Annotated in this window: 15 protein-coding genes and 1 pseudogene; 7 read left to right on the top strand and 9 right to left on the bottom strand. The window is 67.0% G+C overall.

Features of this window, described 5'->3' with window-relative positions; genetic code table 11:
• Positions 1-79: 79 nt before the first annotated feature.
• The 5 genes from recD to MOV80_RS19300 form a co-directional block, all read right to left on the bottom strand.
• Positions 80-1,777, bottom strand: coding sequence for an exodeoxyribonuclease V subunit alpha (gene recD, locus MOV80_RS19320; protein ID WP_019102247.1), 1,698 nt, complete (start codon positions 1,775-1,777; stop codon positions 80-82).
• Positions 1,778-1,843: 66 nt separating this feature from the next.
• On the bottom strand, positions 1,844-2,578 hold the full coding sequence (locus MOV80_RS19315; RefSeq protein WP_019102246.1) for a transporter substrate-binding domain-containing protein: 735 nt from the start codon (positions 2,576-2,578) through the stop codon (positions 1,844-1,846).
• On the bottom strand, positions 2,553-4,037 hold the full coding sequence (gene pap, locus MOV80_RS19310) for a polyphosphate:AMP phosphotransferase (protein ID WP_019102245.1): 1,485 nt from the start codon (positions 4,035-4,037) through the stop codon (positions 2,553-2,555). Before pap ends, MOV80_RS19315 begins: the two co-directional genes overlap by 26 nt.
• 262 nt (positions 4,038-4,299) lie before the next feature.
• A complete protein-coding gene (gene recB / locus MOV80_RS19305; RefSeq protein ID WP_249605406.1) occupies positions 4,300-7,890 on the bottom strand; it encodes an exodeoxyribonuclease V subunit beta in 3,591 nt (1,196 codons plus the stop codon).
• 85 nt (positions 7,891-7,975) lie between these two features.
• Complete coding sequence (locus MOV80_RS19300; RefSeq protein WP_043589876.1) at positions 7,976-8,692, bottom strand: SDR family oxidoreductase; 717 nt, start codon at positions 8,690-8,692, stop codon at positions 7,976-7,978.
• Positions 8,693-8,829: 137 nt separating this feature from the next.
• Here MOV80_RS19300 and MOV80_RS19295 point away from each other — a divergent pair, with 137 nt between their 5' ends.
• Positions 8,830-9,525, top strand: a complete 696-nt coding sequence (locus MOV80_RS19295) for a S4 domain-containing protein (protein WP_107732892.1) — start codon at positions 8,830-8,832, stop codon at positions 9,523-9,525.
• On the opposite strand, the gene MOV80_RS19290 is transcribed toward MOV80_RS19295, so the two are convergent.
• Together MOV80_RS19290 and MOV80_RS19285 are read right to left on the bottom strand one after the other, a co-directional pair.
• Positions 9,498-10,664, bottom strand: a complete 1,167-nt coding sequence (locus MOV80_RS19290; protein WP_107732893.1) for a glycerate kinase — start codon at positions 10,662-10,664, stop codon at positions 9,498-9,500. The genes MOV80_RS19295 and MOV80_RS19290 overlap by 28 nt on opposite strands.
• A gap of 37 nt (positions 10,665-10,701) precedes the next feature.
• Positions 10,702-12,021, bottom strand: a complete 1,320-nt coding sequence (locus MOV80_RS19285) for an MFS transporter (RefSeq protein ID WP_249605405.1) — start codon at positions 12,019-12,021, stop codon at positions 10,702-10,704.
• A 184-nt stretch (positions 12,022-12,205) separates the two neighbouring features.
• Between MOV80_RS19285 and MOV80_RS19280 the strand changes: the two genes are divergently transcribed.
• On the top strand, positions 12,206-13,342 hold the full coding sequence (locus MOV80_RS19280; protein WP_118268344.1) for a sugar diacid recognition domain-containing protein: 1,137 nt from the start codon (positions 12,206-12,208) through the stop codon (positions 13,340-13,342).
• Between the two features lie 3 nt (positions 13,343-13,345).
• Here MOV80_RS19280 and MOV80_RS19275 read toward each other — a convergent pair whose 3' ends face one another.
• A complete protein-coding gene (locus MOV80_RS19275; RefSeq protein ID WP_249605404.1) occupies positions 13,346-13,573 on the bottom strand; it encodes a hypothetical protein in 228 nt (75 codons plus the stop codon).
• A 222-nt stretch (positions 13,574-13,795) separates the two neighbouring features.
• On the opposite strand from MOV80_RS19275, the pseudogene MOV80_RS19270 reads away from it, so the two are divergent.
• The 5 genes and pseudogenes from MOV80_RS19270 to MOV80_RS19250 form a co-directional block, all read left to right on the top strand.
• Positions 13,796-14,026: pseudogene (locus MOV80_RS19270) on the top strand (DUF485 domain-containing protein); the annotation flags it as partial.
• The gene (locus MOV80_RS19265; protein WP_118268345.1) at positions 14,023-15,534 is read left to right on the top strand and encodes a sodium/solute symporter; all 1,512 of its coding nucleotides are present in this window, start codon (positions 14,023-14,025) and stop codon (positions 15,532-15,534) included. The pseudogene MOV80_RS19270 and the gene MOV80_RS19265, both read left to right, overlap by 4 nt.
• A complete protein-coding gene (locus MOV80_RS19260) occupies positions 15,531-16,154 on the top strand; it encodes a glutathione S-transferase family protein (RefSeq protein ID WP_118268346.1) in 624 nt (207 codons plus the stop codon). Before MOV80_RS19265 ends, MOV80_RS19260 begins: the two co-directional genes overlap by 4 nt.
• A 19-nt stretch (positions 16,155-16,173) precedes the next feature.
• On the top strand, positions 16,174-16,689 hold the full coding sequence (locus MOV80_RS19255; RefSeq protein ID WP_043589867.1) for a cupin domain-containing protein: 516 nt from the start codon (positions 16,174-16,176) through the stop codon (positions 16,687-16,689).
• 1 nt (position 16,690) lies between these two features.
• Positions 16,691-18,073 (top strand): FAD-binding oxidoreductase, encoded by a 1,383-nt coding sequence (locus tag MOV80_RS19250; protein ID WP_249605403.1) that lies wholly within the window; start codon positions 16,691-16,693, stop codon positions 18,071-18,073.
• A 9-nt stretch (positions 18,074-18,082) separates the two neighbouring features.
• On the opposite strand, the gene MOV80_RS19245 is transcribed toward MOV80_RS19250, so the two are convergent.
• Positions 18,083-19,933 (bottom strand): tetratricopeptide repeat protein, encoded by a 1,851-nt coding sequence (locus MOV80_RS19245; protein WP_043589865.1) that lies wholly within the window; start codon positions 19,931-19,933, stop codon positions 18,083-18,085.
• Positions 19,934-20,011: the final 78 nt, after the last annotated feature.

The following is a 20,011-nucleotide window of genomic DNA, read 5'->3' as shown; positions in this document are numbered from 1 at the left end:
TATTTTGCGGTAGGATGTTGCGGAATTGTCTCGGTGGCCAATACGAAAACCGCGTCGCCCATTCAATTTAACAACAACGTCATTTCAGTTTGTCGGCCAGCCCGGAGTAACGTTGCGGCGCCGCCTCTGCCGCCTGTTCCCACACCGGCTGCGCGCCTGACACGACGAAACGCTCCCGCGCCCGGGTGATCGCGGTATACACCAGCGCCCGGTTTAGCAGCGGCCCCACCGCCTCCGGCAGCTGCAAACAGACTTCGCCGAACTCGGACCCCTGGCTCTTGTGCACCGTCATCGCGTACACGGTATCGTGCTGCGGCAGGCGGCCGGGAGCGAACTCGCGCCAGCCGCCGTCGTCTCCGGGAAAAGCCACCCTCAAACCGGCCTCGCCTTGCACCGTGAAGCCGATGTCGCCGTTAAACAGGCCCAGGCCGTAATCGTTCTCGCTGATCATCACCGGACGCCCCGGATACCAGTCTCGGCCGGCCGGCTTGTCCCCATCGGCTTCCAGTTGTCGCTCAATGCGCAGATTGAAGGCCTCTACCTGCCGCCGCTCCGCCGCCAGCAACATGAAACCGGCGAAGGCTCGCTGGCGCTCGGCCAGGGGCTCACCGGCGCGCACCGCCCGCCAATACGGCCGCCAGCGCGCCAGCACTTCCGCCGCGTCCAGCGTCGGCACCGCCTCTACATCGCGCCAAGCCGGATCTTGCAACACCGCCCAACTGCCGGCGCCATCGCCGGCGTTCACCCTTCTCGCCAGTTCGCCAATGCCGGAGTCGGCGCCGAAACGATGGCTGTGAGTGAGCAGCGCCACGCAATCGGTGAGTTTGCCTCCCGCGCCCGGCGTGGGCGGCAAAGTTTCGCCGCAGTTCACCCGCAGCCACTCCAGCGTGTCCGGCCGGTAATGGATGTTGGCGCACAGATCGCCCAGCACCGCGCCGGCGTCCACCGAGGCCAACTGATCGCGATCGCCCAGCAGAATCAGCCGCGCTTGGGACGGCAGGGCCTCCACCATGCGCGCCATCAAGGACAGATCTATCATCGACGCCTCGTCCACCACCAGCACGTCCAGCGGTAAAGGGTTGCCCGCGTGGTGGCGCGGCGCCGCCGCGCCCGGACGCAAGCCCAGCAGACGGTGCAGGGTCTGCGCCTGCTGCGGCAATTGCCGCAGTGTTTCCTCGGCCAGGTCCAGCCGCTCGCGCGCGCCGCGCACTGACTCAGACAGCCGCGCGGCGGCCTTGCCGGTGGGCGCAGCCATCGCCATGACCAGCGGCTGCGGCGACAGGCCGGCAAGCAAGGCCAACAGTTTGAGCACGGTGGTGGTCTTACCGGTGCCCGGGCCGCCGGAAATGACCATCAAGCGCTGGCGCGCCGCCAGAGCCGCTGCCAGCTTCTGCCGGTCCGGCCCCGTCGCGGATGCCGAACCGAACAAGGCCTCCAGCAGCGGACGCAAGCGCGCGCCGTCCAGCGCCGGCCCCGGCTCGGCCAGGGCGGCCAGGCGCTCGGCAAGCCGTGCTTCATCGAACCAGTGACGGGCAAAATACAAGCGGCCGGCCGCGTCCAGGATCAAGGGAGCGTAATCGCCGGGGCGGCCAACCAGCGCGCTGGCCTGCAAGGCTTTGCGCTCCGGACGCTGCGCCAGCGGCAGGCAGACGTGGCCGGCCTGATTGGCGCTGGCCAGTTCATGAATCAGCGCCAACGCGGCCTCATCCACTCCGGGATCGAGGCGGACGAACAAGCGCGCCAGTTCGGCGGGCAACAGGGCTTGCTGGACAGACATGGGCGAGAATCCGGATGCTTTGCGCTCCGCGCGGCGCGGAGCCTTAATGGGAAGACTGGAGGCGCTTCAGCGCAATTTGCCGTTATCTTGCAACTGCTGAATCGCCTTGTCCAATTGCGGCAACAACTGCCGGTATTGCGGATGCAGACGCAACATCACCGGCACGCTGCCCACGGCGTCGCCCGCCGCGCAGGGCTGCGCCTCCGGCGCGCGGTTCAGCAGCGCGTCCAGCTGACGCTGGCTCAGGACGATGGCCTGCATGCTGCCCTGACGCAGGCCGCTGAGCAGATCGCTCTCGCTGGCGGCCTCCACCCGCTTGAGCTGACCGCTGGCGAAACCAGGCTCCAGCACAGGGTAGGTCCGCCCCTGCAGCACACCCAGACTCAGGCCGTTGAGGCTGGCCGGCGTCGCCCCCTTGCGCCGCTTGCCGGCGGCGAAGCACAGCCGCAGCGTCTGTACGTCGATGGGCCGAGTGTAGAAGCCGGCCACCGGGGACAAGGCGCGCCAGGCCGGATTGACCCCCACCTCCACATCCACCTTGCCCACCTCGAACAATTGCTGCAGCCGCGGCGACGGGTAGTACTCCAGTTCGAAGCGGACGCCGCTGTGCCGGCCGATCAGCTCCAGCGCGGCACGGTACTGAGTGGCCAGCGCGCCGTCCTGCACGCTGTACAGCGGGCCAAAACTGTCATTGGCCACACCGGCGCGCAGGCTAGGCACCGCCGCGGGCGCGGCCTGCGCCGCCAGCAGCAAGGCAATCAGGCTGACGCCACGCTCAAGCAAGCCGGGCTTCCAGCGCATCGCAAATGGTTTTGAGAATTTTGATGCGTGCATAGTATTTATTGTTAGCCTCCACCAGCGTCCAGGGCACTTTGCTGGTGCTGGTGCGGTCCACCATATCGCTGACGGCCAGCTTGTAGGCGTCCCACTTGTCGCGATTGCGCCAGTCTTCCTCCGTGATCTTGAAGCGTTTGAAACCGGTTTCCTCGCGTCCTTTGAAACGCGCCATCTGCTCTTCCTTGCTGATGGCCAGCCAGAATTTAACGATGACGGCGCCGTTTTCGCTCAGTTGATGCTCAAAGTCGTTGATTTCGTAATAGGCGCGCATCCAGTCCGCCTCTTTGGCGAAGCCTTCCACCCGCTCCACCAGCACCCGGCCGTACCAGGTGCGGTCGAAGATGGTGATGCCGCCCTTGCCCGGCACATGACGCCAGAAGCGCCACAACCAGGGCTTGGCCTTTTCTTCCTGGGTGGGCGCGGCGATGGGCACCACTCGGTAGCGGCGCGCGTCCAGCGCCTGGGTGATGCGGCGGATGCTCCCGCCCTTGCCGGCGGCGTCGTTGCCTTCGAAAGCCAGTACCAACGAATGCTGGGCGAAGCGCGGATGTCGGGTCAGCCGGTGCAGCCGGCCCTGCAATTGCTCCAGTTCGGCCTTGTACTTGGCCTTGTCCATGGATTGGTCCAGTTGCAGGGTGTCCAGCAACAGCTTGTTGTCTATCGGCGCCAGCAACGGCGGCGCGTCTATCAGCTCGGCCTTAGAACCCTGCGCCTGAGCAAGCCGGTTGCGAATGGCGTTGAGCAGGGTGTTGCCCACCGTCAGGCTGCGGTAATTGGCGTCCTCGCCGTCCACCACCACCCAGGGCGCGGCGGCGGTATTGGTCAGCCGCAAAATGTGCTCGGCGGACTTGCGTATCTTGTCGTAGCGCTCGTAATGCTCCCAATCGGTCTTGGTCACGCGCCAACTGCTGGCTGGATCTTTTTCCATCTGCTTGAGCCGCTTGTGCTGCTGCTCCCGAGTCAGATGGAACCAGAATTTCAGCACTAACGCGCCGTCCATGGTCAGCATGCGTTCAAAACGCAGGATGTCGAAGATCTGCTTGTCCAGCGCGTCGCGGTCGCTGCGGGCGAACACCCGGTCGAACAAGGCGTCGGAGTAATAGGAGCCGAAGAACATGCCGATGCGGCCCTTGGCCGGCAATTGCATCCAGTAGCGCCACATCCAGGGACGGGCGCGGGCGTCGTCGTTGGCCTCGGCGAAAGCCACGGTGTCGATCAGGCGCGGGTCCAGCCATTCGTTGATCAGATTCATGGTTTCGCCGCGACCGGCGCCGTCGAAGCCGTGAATCAGGATCAGCACTGGAAAGTCGGCCTTTTCCTTTAAATCGTATTGCAGGTCCAGCAAGGCCTCGCGCAATTTGGGCATGGCTTCGCGGAATGTCTTTTTATCGATGCTGTGGCCGATTTCGGCGGATTCAAACATGATGCGTCCTTGGTTTTAACCTGCTCCAAAGTCTCGCGAGCAAGAACGAGACAAGGCGAAAACAGCTGAGAAAGCGGAATGCACAGGTGGTACATGAGCATTCCGAAGCTGTACTCACCGTGTGACGTCTCACGACGCTCATCAGACTTTGAACAGGTTCTTATTGTCGGCCCGCGCCCGGTGCCACTTTCCCCTTCCGGCCGCGTTCCACTCCAGATAGTTCAGCTTAGTCTTATGACCGCGGCTTGCGCACTCCGCATTCCTACGCATGCCCGGCGAACCATTGGTCCAGCGCCTCCAGCAGGGCCGGCGCGGGTTGATCGCTCCAGATCCCGCAGGCCTCGACGCCGACGCCGCGCAGATAAAGATAACGCACACCGCCGAAGCGGGCGGCGAAGTCCACGCCGCGAACGCTGAAATAGCGCCGCAGAGCCACGCAGTAAATCAGGTATTGCAGGTAATAATGTTCTTGGGCGATGGATTCCGCCAGCCGCTCGGCGCGATAGTCTTCGTGCCGCCCTCCCAGGTGGTTGGATTTATAATCCACCAGATAAATGCGTCCGTCGGACTCGAACACCAAGTCCATGAAGCCCTTGAGAAAACCGCGCACGGTGGAAAAATCCAACTGCGCCGCGGCCGCGCGCAAAGGCGCGGCCAAGCCGTGTTCCGGCGCGGACAGGATGGCGGCCAGCTTCGCCACCTCCAACCTGGGCGCCGGCAACATGAATTCCATTTCCACCAGCCGCTTGCCGTCCGGTACTTCAACCAGCTTCACGCCCGGGTCCAGTTCCGCGTTCAGCGTGGCCGTCACCATTTCACAAGCGGCATCGCCCCACTCCGGCGCGAAGCCGTGCTTGGCCAGAGCCAGCTCCACCGCCTGCCGCAGCCCGGCCGCATCGACACCGAAGCTGATGGTTTCAAAAATCTCGTGCAGGCAGGTACCGGCCTTGGCGCCGCGCGGAAAACCGAAACGATCCAAAACCGGGGGCGCTTGCAGTTCCGCCGCCGCCGGCTGACCCGCGTCGTGGTCCGGGCTTTCCTGCCATTTGCCGGCCGCCTGCGCATGGGTCAGCGAGGTGAAACTGGCTACCCGCCACGGCGCGGCCAGCCGGCGCGTGAATGTCTGGGCCAGATAATTCCGTCCTGTTTCGCGCCGCGCGGCCAAGGCCGGCCCCACGCCGCTCTCCTCCAGCACCGCGCACGCGCCCGCCGCCTGGGCGTTGGCCGCGGCCGCGAAAGCGCCCAACTCTCGTCTCAGCACCTCGGCGTCCAACTCCAGCGCCTCCAGTTCCGGCAGCGCGCGCGCGTCGCGGCCATGCAGCAGCCAGCTCAAAGCCGCCGTCTCCATGCCCCGCACCCAGCCCCAGCACAGGTATTGGCGATACTGCGCCCGAGTCAGCGCCACATAGAGCAGGCGCAGCTTCTCCGCCAACAACTCGCTGCGCGCCGCCAGCTTCACCCCGGCGTCGGCCGCGGCATCCGGCGCCAGCCAGGATTGATCTTCAGCGTGGTAGCGCCAGAACGCGGCGTCGCGCCGTTCCAGCGCCCCGCCCCACAGAAAGGGGCAGAAGGCCACTGGATACTGAAGACCCTTGGCGGTGTGGATGGTGACGATCTTGACCAGGGCCGCGTCGCTCTCCAACCTCAACACCGCCTCCTCTCCGCCCGGCGGCTGCGCCACCCGCGTCTCCAGCCAGCCCAGCAGCGGCGCCATGCCCTGGCGCTGGTCGCTCTCTTGTTGCAACAATTCAGCCAGGTGCGACAAATTGGTCAACCGTCGCTCGCCGTCCGGCAGCGGCAACAAGCGTTCCGCCACCCGTTCCCGAGCGAAGAAATGCCGCCAAGCCGCCATGAATCCGCGCTCGCGCCAAAGCAGGTGGTCTGCGGCGTTGGCCTGCAGTTGCGCTTCCCAGCGCGTCTCGTTCTCCACCCTGGCCAGCAATTCGCCGGCGTCGACCCCGGCCAGTTCCGTCACCAGCGCCGCGCGCAGACGCGCCTCGCTGGCCGGCTCCGCCCAAGCGCGCAGCAAGGCCAGCATCTCGCCGGCCTCGCGGCTGGCGAACACGCTTTCCTGGGTCAGCGCCACGCTGGCCACGCCGCGCTCCGCCAAGGCCTGGCGCACCCGGTCGCCCTGACGGTGAGTGGACACCAGCACCGCGATATCGCCGCCGGCCAAAGGCCGTCGGGCGTCGCAGGCGACGATGGCGGCGCGGCCGTCGGCGGCCAGCGCCAGCAAGCGCGCGATCTCGTCGGCGCTGGCGTTGGCCGCCAGTTCGGCGGCGCTCTCGCCGCTGGCGGCCTTGTCCGCCTTCTCCGGCTGCAGCCATTGGAAGCAGAACGGCGGCCTGTCGTCGTCGATCTCTAGCCGACCGCCGGAAGCCGGTTGCGCCGCCACCGGCTGATAGGCGATGCCTTCGATCAGAAACGGCAGCTCGCGCGCGAACAAGGCGTTGACGGTGCTCACCAGCGGCGCCTCGGACCGGCGGTTGGTGTCCAGCGTGTAATGATGTTGCGCATCTCCGCGCGCCGCCAGATAGGCGAAGATGTCTGCGCCGCGAAAGCTGTAGATGGCCTGTTTCGGGTCGCCCACCAGAAAAACCGGCCGCTGCTGCGCTACAAAGCAATGTCGGAAGATCGAGTACTGGATGGGGTCCGTGTCCTGAAACTCGTCGATCAGCGCCACCTGAAAGCTGCGAGCCACGTGAGCGGCCAGCAGCGGGCCGCTGATCGGATCGGCCAGCGCCGCCCCCAGGTCGGTCAGCAAATCGTCGAAGCTGCGGCTGCGCTCGCCCGCCCGGCGCGCGCTCAGTTGCTCGTTGGTCCAGGCGATCAGTTCCAACTTGAGCTGGGCCACGGACAGCGCCACTTCGTCCAGATAGGCGTCCCAGGCCCCTAGCCAGGCCTCCGCCAGCCCGAACAAGGGATGTTCCGGCGCAGCGTGGCCTTTCTTCACCCCCTTGGCCAGCGAGGCCGGCAGCAGCTTGTCGAGCTGGCGACGGCTTTCCTTGTCCAGCACCGGCGTGGTTTCCGGCGTCGCCAGCAGGCCGTCCAAAGCGCCGATGGCGCGCTCGATGATGGCGGGGCTGTAGCTGCGCGCGTTGAAACCGGCGGCGGAGCGCAGCAAATCGGCCGCCTCCGCCGCGTATTCCGGCCGCGCCGCCAGCGCCCGCCAGCCTTGCTCCACCGCGAGCAAGGCGCGCTCCAGGCCGGCGGTGTGCGGCGCGCGCATGCGCAGATAAGGTTTGGACAGATAGGGCCGGATGTCGGCCAACCAACCGTCCGGGGTCTCCCCGTTGTCCACCAGCACTTGGGCAAGCAAGGGGTCGTCCACCACCCGTCGACGCCAAAAATCGTCGACGATTTCGGTCAAGCGCTCCTCGTCGTCGCTGACCAGTTCGGCGTCGAAGGTCTGGCTGCTTTCAAAAGCGGCGTCGGTCAGCACCCGCTGGCAGAAGCCGTGAATGGTGTAGATGGCGGCGGCGTCGAAGCCGGTGATCGCGGCGTTAAGCCGCTGCAACGCCTGCTCCCGCGCCGAGCCGGGCGGAAAGCGCGCCGCCAGCGCAGACAGGAAGGGATCTCCGCCAACGTCGCCGTCTCCGGCCAGCGTCTGCGCCAGCTCGCTCAGCCGTCGGCGCAGGCGCTCGCGCAGCTCGGCGGTGGCGGCCTTGGTATAGGTGACCACCAGCACTTGATCGACGGTGGGCGGCGGTTGGCCGTCGCGCTCTTCCAGCAATAGCCGGGCGAACAGGGCCGCGATGGTCCACGTCTTGCCGGTGCCGGCCGAAGCCTCGATCAGGTTGATGCCGGTCAGCGGGCAGTTCAGCGCATCCAGCGCTTGGGGAAGCAGGCTCATAATGGCGACACTTTAATGCGATTTGAGCATTTAAACGACCCGAAAAACGAGATTAGATGCGCTTGTCCGCGCCGCGCGCCCATGTTCAGAAGCGCTCGTCCAGGATCGCGGGCAGGACGATTTCCCGCGCGAAGGAAGCGTCGGACAAATTCAGCAAAGCCCGCGTCAAGCTCACTACGTCATGCAGCGGGATCAGATGACCGGCGCCTCGTTCGGCGGCTTGCTCGCGGGACACGGACAAATCGTCCTCCGTGTTAAGGTAGCCCAATTGCAGGCAGGTCACGGCCAGCCGCTGTGCGCGGTACTCCTCGCGCAGCGCGTCGGCCATGCCGCTCAAGGCGAACTTGCTCGCGGCGAAAGCCACTTCGGGGCGGCCGCTGCGCGGAAGGCCCGATGTCGACCCGGTCAGGAACAACTGCGGTTTGGCCGCGCCCGACATGCGCGGCAACACATGCTTGAGCAAGAGAATGGTCGAAGCGATATTGACCTGGACCACTTCCATCAGCTCCAGATCCGAACAACGGGAAAACGCATAAGACGGCTCGAACGCCTCCCGCTCCCAAATGCCCACATTGCACATCACCACGTCCAACTGTTCCGGAAGCGCGCTAATGACCTGTTGCACGGCCAGGGCCGGCTTGGACAAGTCGGCTTCAATCCAGTCCACGCCAACGCCGGTTGGCGGCTTCAAGCCCTCCGGCCTGCGCCTGGAAACGCCGATCACCCGGTCCCCTTTTGTCCCCAGCCCTTCCACAAAAGCCTTGCCAAGCCCCCGGCTCGCTCCAATGATCAGTATATTCACGGCTTCTCCAAAATGAATCCGCGCGGCGGTCCCGCGGCGGCACCAGACGAGAAGGATACTCGATTCGTCAAATTTGTCGGCTGCGCCGGCAAAGGGGATAATCGCCGCCCGAACACCCGCACTCAAGGCCAGACACAATGAGCGACGCCGCAATCCGACTTTCAAAACGCATGGTGGAGCTGGGCCTGTGCACGCGGCGCGAAGCCGACGCCTGCATCGAACAAGGCCTGGTGAAAGTGGACGGCCAGACCGTCACCGCGCTGGGCAGCCGGGTGGAACCGCAACAGCGCGTCGAACTCATGGGCCGGCCCGACGCGCAGCGCGAAGCGGCGGTCACCCTGCTGCTGCACAAGCCCGCCGGCGCCGAGCCGCTGGCGCTGCTGGGGCCGGACAGCCAGTTGCCGGGCGATATCAGCGGGCTGAGCTGGCTGCCGCGACATCGCCAGCATCTGCAAGGTTTCGGCGCCATCGCCGACCACGCCCACGGCCTGGTGGCGCTGACCCAGGACCGCAAGCTGGCGCAGCGGCTGGCCGATTGCCAGCTGGAGTTCCTGATCAATGTCGACGCCGCGCCCTCCGCCGGCGACCTGCAGCAGCGTCAAAAAGGCTTGCGCCCCGGTGGCAAGCCGCTGCGCGACCTCAAGGTTTCGCGCCAAAGCGACCGTCAGCTGCGCCTGGTGCTCGCGGCGCGCGACGCGTGCTGGCTGGACGATATCTGCGCCGGCCTGGGCGTCAGCCCGCTGGCGCTGCGCTGCATCCGCATCGGCCGGCTGGCCATCGGCCAGTTGGCCGCCGGACAATGGCGTTATGTGCCGGACTTCGAGCGTTTCTGAGAGCTTAGCCTCATGCCCAGAGCCAATGCCGCCGCCGCGTTGCGCGCGGCGCGGCTCACATTGTCCGCGGCCTCGGCCAAAGCCTGCTCCTGACTGCACGGCCGGCTGACCGCGGCGAACACCGCGTCCAGCCCGTGCGCGTGGGTCAGTTCGCTGCCCGCGCCCAAACAACCCCCTATCGCCAGCACCGGCACGCCATATCGCTGAGCAACGCGGGCGACGCCAATCGGCGTCTTGCCTTGCACGCTCTGGCTATCGATGCGGCCTTCGCCGGTCAGCGCCAGATCGGCGTCGGCCAACGCCGCGTCCAGGCCGACGGCCTCCGCGACAATGGCGCTGCCGGAACGCAGGCGGCCCCCCAGGCAAGCCAGCAGCGCGGCGCCCATGCCGCCGGCCGCGCCGGCGCCGGCCGCCTCGGCCGCGGCCACTCCCGACGCGGCCTCCATCAACACCGCGAAATGCGCCAGCGCCGCGTCCAGTTCCGCCACCATCTCCGGCGTCGCGCCCTTCTGCGGCCCGAAAACCGCCGACGCGCCGCGCGGGCCGATCAGGGGGTTGTCGACGTCGCAAGCCACATCGATGCGGCAGGCGGCCAAGCGCGGGTCCAGTCCGGACAGATCCAGCCGCGCCAGTCTCGCCAAAGCAGCGCCGCCGGCCGGCAGGTCTCGTCCTTCCGCGTCCAGCAGCCTGGCGCCCAAGGCCTGCAACATACCGGCGCCGCCGTCGTTGGTGGCGCTGCCGCCGATGCCCAACACGAAGCGGCGCGCCCCCGCGTCCAACGCGTCGCGAATCATGTCGCCGGTGCCGTGGCTGCCAGTCAGCAAGGGGTTGCGTCGCGCCGGCGGCAACAGCGCCAGACCGCTGGCGGCGGCCATTTCAATCACCGCCACGCCGTCCGCGGTCAAACCGTAGCTCGCGGACAGCGTCTCGCCCAGCGGGCTTCGCGCCGTGGCCTCGCGCCGCTGGCCGCCCAGCGCGTCCAACATGGCCTGCACCGTGCCCTCGCCTCCGTCCGCCATCGGCAGCTTGTGGTAGAGAGCGGCGGGGAATACCTGGCGGAAGCCGTCCTCTATCGCCTGAGCCACCTGCAGCGCGCTCAGGCTTTCCTTGTAGGAGTCCGGGGCAATCACGATTTTCATGCGGTTTTCAATCACAAAAGATGACAAGAGCAAGATATTAGCGATTGACCAGCCGCGGCGGAATCCTCAGCACCAGCAGCGCGCCGGCCAGCATCACCCCGGACAGAATATACAGCGCCGGGTCCGTGCTATGGGTCAGGTCCTTGATCCAGCCCACCAGGAAGGGGCTGACGAAACCGGCCACCTGTCCCAGCGAATTGATCAAGGCCAGCCCGCCGGCGGCGGCGGCGCTGCCAAGAAAGGCTGTGGGCAGCGGCCAGAACATGGACAGGCCGGCCAACGCGCCCATGGTGGCCAGGGTCAGGCCCAGCATGGACAGCCAGACCGCGCCGCCGCTATTGGCCGCCAACAGCAGGCCAAGCACGCCCATCAGCAGCGGCAGCACCACGTGCCAGCGGCGCTCCCCGCGCAGGTCGCCGGAACGGCCGACCCAGACCATGAAGAAACAAGCGGCCAAGTAGGGCAAGGCGCTGAGCCAGCCGATGACGCCTGCGCTCTGGAAACCCAGGCTCTTGATGATGGACGGCAGCCAGAAGTTGATGGCGTACACCCCCATCTGGATGGCGAAGTAAATCGCGCCCAGCATCCAGACGTTGGCGTTGCGCAACACGCTGGCGAAAGACTGTTCCATTGGACGCTGCGCCGCGCGCCGCGCCTCATCGTCGATCAGAGCCTGTTGCATCGCCACCTTTTCTTCCGCGCTCAGCCAGCGCGCCTGGGCGATGCCGTCGTTCAGATAGAAATACACGCCCAGGCCCAACAGCACCGTGGGCAGGCCCTGTAACAGAAACAGCCATTGCCAGCCGGCCAGGCCGCCTTGTCCGGCGGCGAAATGTTGCAGCATCCAGCCGGACAAAGGGCCGCCCAGCACGCCGGACACCGGGATCGCCGACATGAACAACGCCATCACCTGACCACGTTTGTCGGCCGGGAACCAACGGGTGAAGTACAGCACGATGCCGGGGAAGAAACCGGCCTCGGCCACGCCGGTGAAAAAACGCAGCACATAAAAAGATTGCGGCGTGGAAACAAACATCAGGCAGGCGGACAGCGTGCCCCACACCAGCATCAGCAGCGCGATCCAGCGCCGCGCGCCCACCTTGTGCAACATCAGGTTGCTGGGCACGCCGCACAACACATAGCCGATGAAGAAAATACCGGCGCCCAAGCCGTAGACGGTTTCGCTCAAACCCAACGCGTCCAGCATCTCCAGCTTGGCGAAGCCGACGTTGACGCGGTCCAGGTAGTTGAACAGGTAACAGACAAAAATAAAGGGAATCAGCCGCCACACGGCTTTCTTGTAAGCGCCGGCCAGAATGTCTTGCCGCGGCGCGCTCAGGGTGTCGCTAGGGTTCAAATCCATCTCCTCTGCGCGCGGGGGCCGTCCCTCCGGCGCGTCTCCTTGGTTCTGATGAATATTGTTTTTGTATTGTGCCGCCCATTCTGGTCAGCGCGCTCGGAAAATGCTTCATGCAAACGCACTATTTATATCGGATCAATCCACGGATATATTGGGCAAAAGCACATCAACGGGAGTGTCCATGTCCATTCTGACCACGGAACTGGCGCAAGACATCGTCAGCCGCACCATGCGCATCATCCCTTTCAACGTGAATGTAATGGATGCCCAAGGCGCAATCCTGGGCAGCGGCGACTCCGACAGGCTGGGGCAATTGCACGATGGCGCGCTGCTGGCGCTGGCGCAGCGGCGCACGGTGGAAATCGACGACGTCACCGCCGGCAAACTGCACGGCTCCCGCCCCGGCATCAACCTGCCCTTGCATGTGGACGGTCGTATCGCGGGCGTGGTCGGCCTTACCGGCCAGCCGGAGCAGGTGCGCCAGTTTGGCGAATTGGTGCGGCTCACCGCCGAGATGATTCTGGAGCAGGCCCAATTGCAGCGGGCGCTGCAACACGATGCGCGCCAGCGCGAAGCCTTTGTACTGGAGTGGATACGAGGCGAATCCGGCGCGGCGCTGGACGCTTGGGCGCAGCGGCTGGGGCTGAGGCTGGAACAACCTCATGTAGTGCTGAGCCTGCAACTGGACGAAGATAACTTGGCCGCCGATCAGGCCCAGGCAACGCTGCAGCAGTTGCAATCAACGTTGGCCGCACGCTGGCCGCGACTGCTTAGCGCGGCCACCGGCCCTTACGAACTGGTGCTGGTGGAGGCCTGCGAGGAAGACGGCGAAGCCGAACGCGAAGCGCTGCTGCAACGCCGGCTGAGCGCGCTGGCTGGCTGGCTAGAGGAGATGGAGACTCCCGGCTTCCGCCTAGGCATGGGCATTGCGCTACCCGGACGGGACGGCGCGGCCCAATCCTGCCTCAGCGCGCGCGCCGCCGCGCGCATCGGCCGGCAACGGCAGCCCAAAAAGCGGGCGCACAGCTATTACGAACTGGCGCTGCCCGTGTTGCTGTCCGGCCTCGACCACGGCTGGCAGGCCCAACAATTGCGGCAGCCGCTACAACGGCTGGAGCAAGCCGGCAAGAGCGGGCTGCGCCGCACCGCCGAAGCCTGGTTCGCCCATCAATCGCATCCCGGCGCCACCGCGCGGGCGCTGCACATCCACCGCAACACGCTGGACTACCGGCTGGACCGCATCGCCGAAATCACCGGCCTGGATCTGGAGCGCCACGAGGACCGTTTCCGGCTCTACGTCGCGCTGCTGCTGGGCTGAAACTCACTCGCCGCCGGCATCGGCTTCAGGCTGCCGGCCTATGCGCTTGAGCCGCGCCGGCTTGGCCCCCTGCTGCGCCAGCGCGATTTCCAGCAGAGTCTCCAAGCGGATCACGCGCTCGGTCAGGCTTTCAATCTTAGCCTGCTGGCTTTTCAGCGCGCCGGCCATGCGCTCCACCTTGTCGTTCATCTTGATCACGGTGGTCAGCGCGTCCCACATCTTGTCGCCCACGCCCATCACGCCACCCGCTTGCCGCTGGCGCGCGCTTCCATCGCCGCGATGCGGCGGTTGGAAGCTTCTACATAGCTCAAGGCTTCGTCGATGGCAGCGCCGGCCTGCGCGGTGGTTTTCTCCATCTGCGCCATCATGCCGGCCAGCAAGGCGTCGTCGTCCCCGGGCCGGAAGGCATCTGCGCGACCGGATGCGCTACACTAGCGCTTTTCTCCCGAATTCGCTGCCATGACGCGGACCACCTCACTCTCCCGCCGGCTGGCCTGGACCGCCGCCGCCGGCTGCCTGGGCTACTACCTGCTGCTGGCGCTGCGCCCGGCCTGGCTGGAAGCCAAGCTCGCCGGCTGGCCGGCGTCCGTCCTGCTCGCGCTGGCCATGTTCCTGCTGTTCTTCCTGCTGGCCGCCGGCTACGCGCTGGCCGCCGGCCGCGCCGACGACTCGGAGCCTTCATGAGCCACGCCTCCGCCTTTTTCCTATTGTTCGTGCTGCTGACCCTGGCCATCACCGCCGCCGCCGCGCGGCGCACCGCCTCGGCCGGCGATTTCTACACCGCCGGCGGCCGCATCCGCGGCTGGCAGAACGGGCTGGCGCTGGCCGGCGATTATCTGTCCGCGGCGGCCTTCCTCGGCGCCGCCGGCATGTATTTGTCCCAGGGCTACGATTCGCTGGCCTACGCCGTCGGCACCCTGGCCGGCTGGCCGCTATTACTGCTGTTGCTGGCGGAGAAGCTGCGCGGCAGCGGCTGCTACACCGCCGCCGCAGTGCTGGGCCGACGCTTCGACCACGACGGGGTGCGGCTGGCCGCCAGCGTCAACTCGCTGACGGTGACGCTGTTTTATCTGATCGTGCAGATGGTGGGCGCGGGCAAGCTGATCGAACTGCTGTTCGGCCTGCCCTATCTGGCCGCCGTGAGCCTGGTGGGGGCGCTGATGGTGCTTTACGTGGCGCTGGGCGGCATGCTGGCCACCACTTGGGTACAGATGGTCAAAGCGGTGCTGATGTTCGGCTGCGCGCTGCTGCTGGCCGGCGGCGTGCTGGCGCGCTTCGGCGGCGACCCGGCGCGGCTGTTCGCCGCCGCCGAGGCGCTGCGCGGACCGCAAGTCTTCCTGCCCAGCCCGGCGCTGAGCGATCCGCTGGAAGTGCTGTCGCTGGGCCTGGGCCTCTGTCTGGGCCTGCTGGGCTTGCCCCATGTGCTGATGCGCTTCTTCACCGTGCCGGACCGCCGCGCCGCGCGGCAGTCCGCCTGCTTCGCCACCGGCTTGATCGCGCTGTTCTTCGCCGTCAACATCGTCATCGGCTACGGCGCCCTGGCCTTGGTGACGCCGGAGCCCGGCTTCCACGACGCCGCCGGCAAGCTGCTGGGCGGCGGCAATATGGCCGCCATCCATCTGGCCACCCTGCTGGGCGGGCCGGCCTGGCAGGGCCTGGTGGCGGCGGTGGCTTTCGCCACCATCCTGGCGGTGGTGGCCGGCCTGGCCATGGCCGGCGCCAGCGCCATCAGTCACGATCTCTACGCCGCCTGGTGGCGGCGCGGCCGAGCCGATGCCAACGCCGAACTGCGGGTATCGCGATGGGCCACCGTCGGTCTGGGTCTGCTGGCGCTGCTGCTGTCCACGCTGTTCCAGCAGCAAAACATCGCTTTCCTGATGGGCCTGGCCTTCGCCATCGCCGCCTCCGCCAATTTCCCGGTGCTGCTGCTCGCCCTGCACTGGCCCGGCCTCAGCGCGCGCGGCGCGCTGTGGGGCAGCCTGGGCGGGCTGGCCGCCGCGGTGACGCTGATCGTGGCTGGCCCGGCGGTATGGGTGGGCGCGCTGGGCCACGCCAAGCCGCTGTTCCCTTACGCCAACCCGGCCTTGTTCTCGGTGCCGCTGGCCTTTGCGCTGGCCTGGCTGGGTTCGCGCCGCGGCGCAACGGCGGTATCATCGGCTGGCCAAACTTCGAATCGATCCCAACGCTCATGACCACACTGACTCTTTACGGCAATCGCCTGTCCGGCCACAGCTACAAGGTGCGCTTGGCGCTGATGCTGGCCGATGTTTCCCATGATTACGTCCACGTGGACCTGGCCGTACCGCGCGAGCAGCGGCCGGAGGATTTTCGCGCCGCCAGCCGCTTCGGCGAAGTGCCGGTGCTGGTGGCCGACGGCACCGCGCTGTGCCAGTCCAACGCCATCCTGCAATGGCTGGCCAATAATTTCGGTCAGCTCAGCGGCGAGCACGGCAGCCGGGAAACCGTGCGCGAATGGCTAAGCTGGGAAGCCAACCGCATTGGCCTGTCGGTGCCCAATCTGCGCTGGTCGCGGCTGAATCGCCTCCCGCAGCCGGAGGTGGAGGCCTGGCTGGAACAGCGCGCGCGCGCCGATCTGGACACTCTGGACGCCGCGCTGGCCGAACAACCCTATCTCGCCGGCCAGCGGCCGAGCATCGCCGACCTGTCCGCCAGCGCCTATCTATGGTGGCTGGCCGACGCCGGCCTCGACATCGCCGGCTGGCCGCGGGTCCAGACCTGGCTGGAACGCATCGCCCAACAGCCTGGCTGGCAGCACCCAGACGTGCTGATGGCCCCGGATATTCCCGACTGACCGCCCACGGAGCCCCGCCATGTCCCCCCGTCCCGATTGCATCCGACACTGGAGCGAGTTGATCGAAGCCGACTCCCAAAGCTACCCCGACAGCCGGGAGCCGCTGGCGCGGGGTGCGGCGCTGGGCAAGCATTACGGTTTCGCCCGGCTGGGCATCCATCACGAACTCTTGGCGCCGGGCCAGCGCACCAGTTGGCCGCACGCCGAAAAAACCGAGGATGAATTCGTCCATGTGCTGGAGGGCGAGCCCGACGTCTGGCTGGACGGCGCGCTGCACCGGCTGCGGCCGGGCGATTCAGTCGGCTTCAAGGCCGGCACCGGCCTGGCTCACACCTTCATCAACAACACCGCGCAGCCCGTGCGCCTGCTCTGCGTCGGCGACGTCAACCGCGCCGACAACCAGGTGCACTACCCGCTGCACCCGGCGCGCAACGCCGCCATCGGCCCTCTGCACTGGAGCGACGCGCCGGAGCGGCCCTTGGGCGACCACGACGGCTTGCCCGACCTGCTGCGCGCAGCCGGAGGCCCTTTCTGACATGCGCGATTTTCTCCAGGCCGTCGCGGCTCTGATTGGCCCGGCCCATCTGCTGACCGACGCCGCCGACACCGCGCCCTACACCCTGGACTGGCGCCGCCGCTACCAAGGCCTCCCGCTGGCGGTGGCGCTGCCCGGCAGCACAGCCGAGGCCGCCGAGCTGGTCAAGCTCTGCCGCCGCCATCAGGTGGCCATCGTGCCGCAAGGCGGCAACACCTCCACCTGCGGCGCGGCCACGCCTGACGCCAGCGGCCGCCAATTGGTGGTGACGATGCGGCGCCTGCGCGCCGTGCGCAGGCTGGACGCGGACAACAACGCCATCACCGTGGAGGCCGGCGCCACCCTACGCGAAGTGCAACTGGCGGCGGAGCAGGCCGGCCGGCTGTTTCCTCTGTCGCTGGCCTCGGAAGGCAGTTGCCAGATCGGCGGCAACCTGTCCACCAACGCCGGCGGCGTGGCGGTGCTGCGCTACGGCACCATGCGCGAACTGACGCTGGGCCTGGAAGTGGTACTGCCGGACGGCCGGGTGCTGGACGCGCTGGCCGGCCTGCGCAAAGACACCACCGGCCTGGATCTGAAGCAATGGTTCATCGGCGCAGAGGGACAACTGGGCCTGATCACCGCCGCCACGCTCAAGCTGTTCCCGCTGCCCAGCGCCCGCGCCACGGCGCTGATCGGCGTCGACGACATCGAAACCGCCATTCGCTGGCTCAACGGCCTGCGCCAACGCTTCGACGACCGCCTCACCGCCTTCGAGGTGATCGAGGCCGATTGCCAACAAGCGATAGCACGCCACCGGCCCGGCCAGTTGCCGTTCACCGCGCCGTGGCTGCTGTTGATCGAGTTGTCCGATGGCGGCGACGACTCCGCGCTGAACGAGGCTCTGCTGGACTGGCTGGCCGGGCAGACCCCGCGCGACGGGGTGGTGGCGCAAAGCGAGGCCGAGCGACGCAAGCTGTGGCTGCTGCGCGAGGAGATTTCGGAAATCCAGAAACAAGACGGCCCCAGCATCAAGCACGACATCGCAGTGCCCACCTCGGCCTTGCCGCAACTGGTGCGCGACTGCGGCGCCGCCCTGCGCCAGGCTTACCCCGGCGTGCGCATCGTCGCCTTTGGTCACGCCGGCGACGGCAATTTGCATTACAACATCAGCTACACCCGGCCCGGCAACGTCGATCTGTTCGACGACGAGCCCGCGGTCAACGCCATAGTCTACGACCACGTCTACCGGCTGGGCGGCACGCTGGCGGCCGAACACGGCATAGGCCAGCTCAAACCGCAATGGCTGGAACGCTACAAGAACCCGCTGGCGCTGGAGTTGATGCGCACGCTCAAAGCCGCGCTGGACCCGGAGCGCTTGATGAATCCGGGCAAATGGCTGTAAGCCGCCGGCTCAGGCGCTAGCGCCGAAACCCGCCGACAGGACCCGCGCCAACGGCTCGGTCCAATCGCCCGGCTCGCTTTGGCGGAACAAGCGATGCTCCGGGTACCAGGGCGTGGTTTCGCTGTCCAGCCCCCAGCGCCAGTCGGTGTGATCGGCCGACAGCAACAAGGCGCAGGGCAGTCCCAAGGCGCCGGCCAGGTGGCCGAAGGCGGTGTCCACCGTCACCAGCCCGTCCAATTCCGCCAGCAAGGCGGCGCTGGCGGCGAAGTCCGTCAGTTCATCTCCCAGTGCCTCCACGCCGCGCGCGCGCAGCCAGTCGCGCTCCGTCTCGTTCAACTCCGGCTGCAAGGCCAGCCAGGTGATCCCTGGCGCTGTCAGCAACGGATTCAGCGTTTCCAGATCCGGCAAAGAGCGGCAATGGTCGAATTCATGCTCCGGTCTGCCGCGCCACACCAGCCCCACTTTGCATCCGCCGGCCGGCAAGCGCGCGCGCCAGGCGGCGCGGCCGGCTGAGTCGGCGCGCAGATACGCCGGCTCCGGCATCGGCTCCGGTTGCAACAAACCGGGCAAGCTCATCGAAAATACATGACAATCGTGCTCGGGCCACGGCCCGCCCAGGTCGGAGATCGACAAGCACTCCACTGGCCAGCCCTGAGCCGCCAACAAGGGCAGCAAGGCCGGCCGGCAGGCGGCGACCACGCTCCCTGGCGAACGCTGCAACAGCGGCGGCAAGTAACGCGCCATCTGCAAGGCGTCGCCGTAGCCCTGCTCGAACCACAGCAGCAGACGACGTCCGGTCAATGCCTCGCCGCGCCAGCGCGGCGACATCAAAGCCGGAGACGGCGCGGTTTCCAGCCGGGCCTCGTGCAAGGGCCAGCCTTCTCCCCAGCGCCGCAGGGTCAGCAGCAGATAGCCCAGATTGCGACGCAGCCCGGCGTGCAGCGGCTGAGCGTCCAACCCGGCGCGCAACGTCGCCTCGGCCTCATCCCAAGCGCCTTGCTGCGCCAGAGCCAGCGCCAATTGCTGATGCGCTTCCGCGCCAGCCGGTTCCAGCGTCAAGGCCCGGCGCGCCAGCGGCTCCGCCTCAGCGCTGCGCCCTTGGCGCCATAAGCATAAGGCCAGATTGCCCAGCACCTGCGCCTGTTCCGGTGTTCGCTCCGCCGCCGCGCTCAAGCAGGCTTCCGCCTCGGCCCAACGCCGCTGAGCCTGTAACAGCAAACCCAGATTGGTCAGCGCGCCGGCATGGCTCGCCTCCAGCGCCAACGCCCGGCGCAACAGCGTTTCCGCCTCGCCCCGCTCGCCGCGCTCCGCCAGCAGCTGTCCCAGCAGATTGAGCGCGTCGACATCGTCCGGCGCGCAGGCCAATGCCCGGCGCAGCCAGTCCTCGGCCTCTTCCGGTTGCTGCCGATACAATAAACGGCCTAGGTTGAAACAATGAGCGGCGGACTGCGGCCGCAAGCGCAAGGCCTGCCGATATTGGGCCTCGGCCTCATCCAGCCGCCCCGCCTCCTCCAACAACACCCCCAGATTGCCTTGGCAGGCGGCGTGCTCCGGGCGTTGCGCCAGTTCCGCGCGGTAATGCGCCTCCGCCTGCGCCAGCTGGCCCTGCGCCATCAGACAGCGGCCCAGATTGTAATGCGCGTCCGGAGTCCGCGGATCGCATTGCAGCGCCTGGCGCCAACACTGCTCGGCCATCGCCAGTTGCTCCAGCCGCACGGCGCACACGCCCAGCAGGTTCCACAATTCTGCGTTGTCTGCCTGGGCCTGCAAGCCGCTTTGCGCGGCCAGCAGCGCGCCGTGCAGGTCGCCGGCGGCCAGCAAGGCGCCTGCGCGCAGGGCGTCGGAAGTCGATTCAGTCATAAATTGTCGGCGCCCGGAACGCGCCTGGCCGGCGTCGTCCCGATAAGCGCTTTTTGAAATCAGCGGAATATCGTCTCC

Origin of the sequence: Chromobacterium sp. IRSSSOUMB001, assembly GCF_023507765.1 — a bacterium.
Classification (GTDB): domain Bacteria; phylum Pseudomonadota; class Gammaproteobacteria; order Burkholderiales; family Chromobacteriaceae; genus Chromobacterium; species Chromobacterium haemolyticum.
The sequence above is the reverse complement of the archived record's forward strand: the minus strand, read 5'-3'. Positions and strand labels throughout refer to the sequence as shown.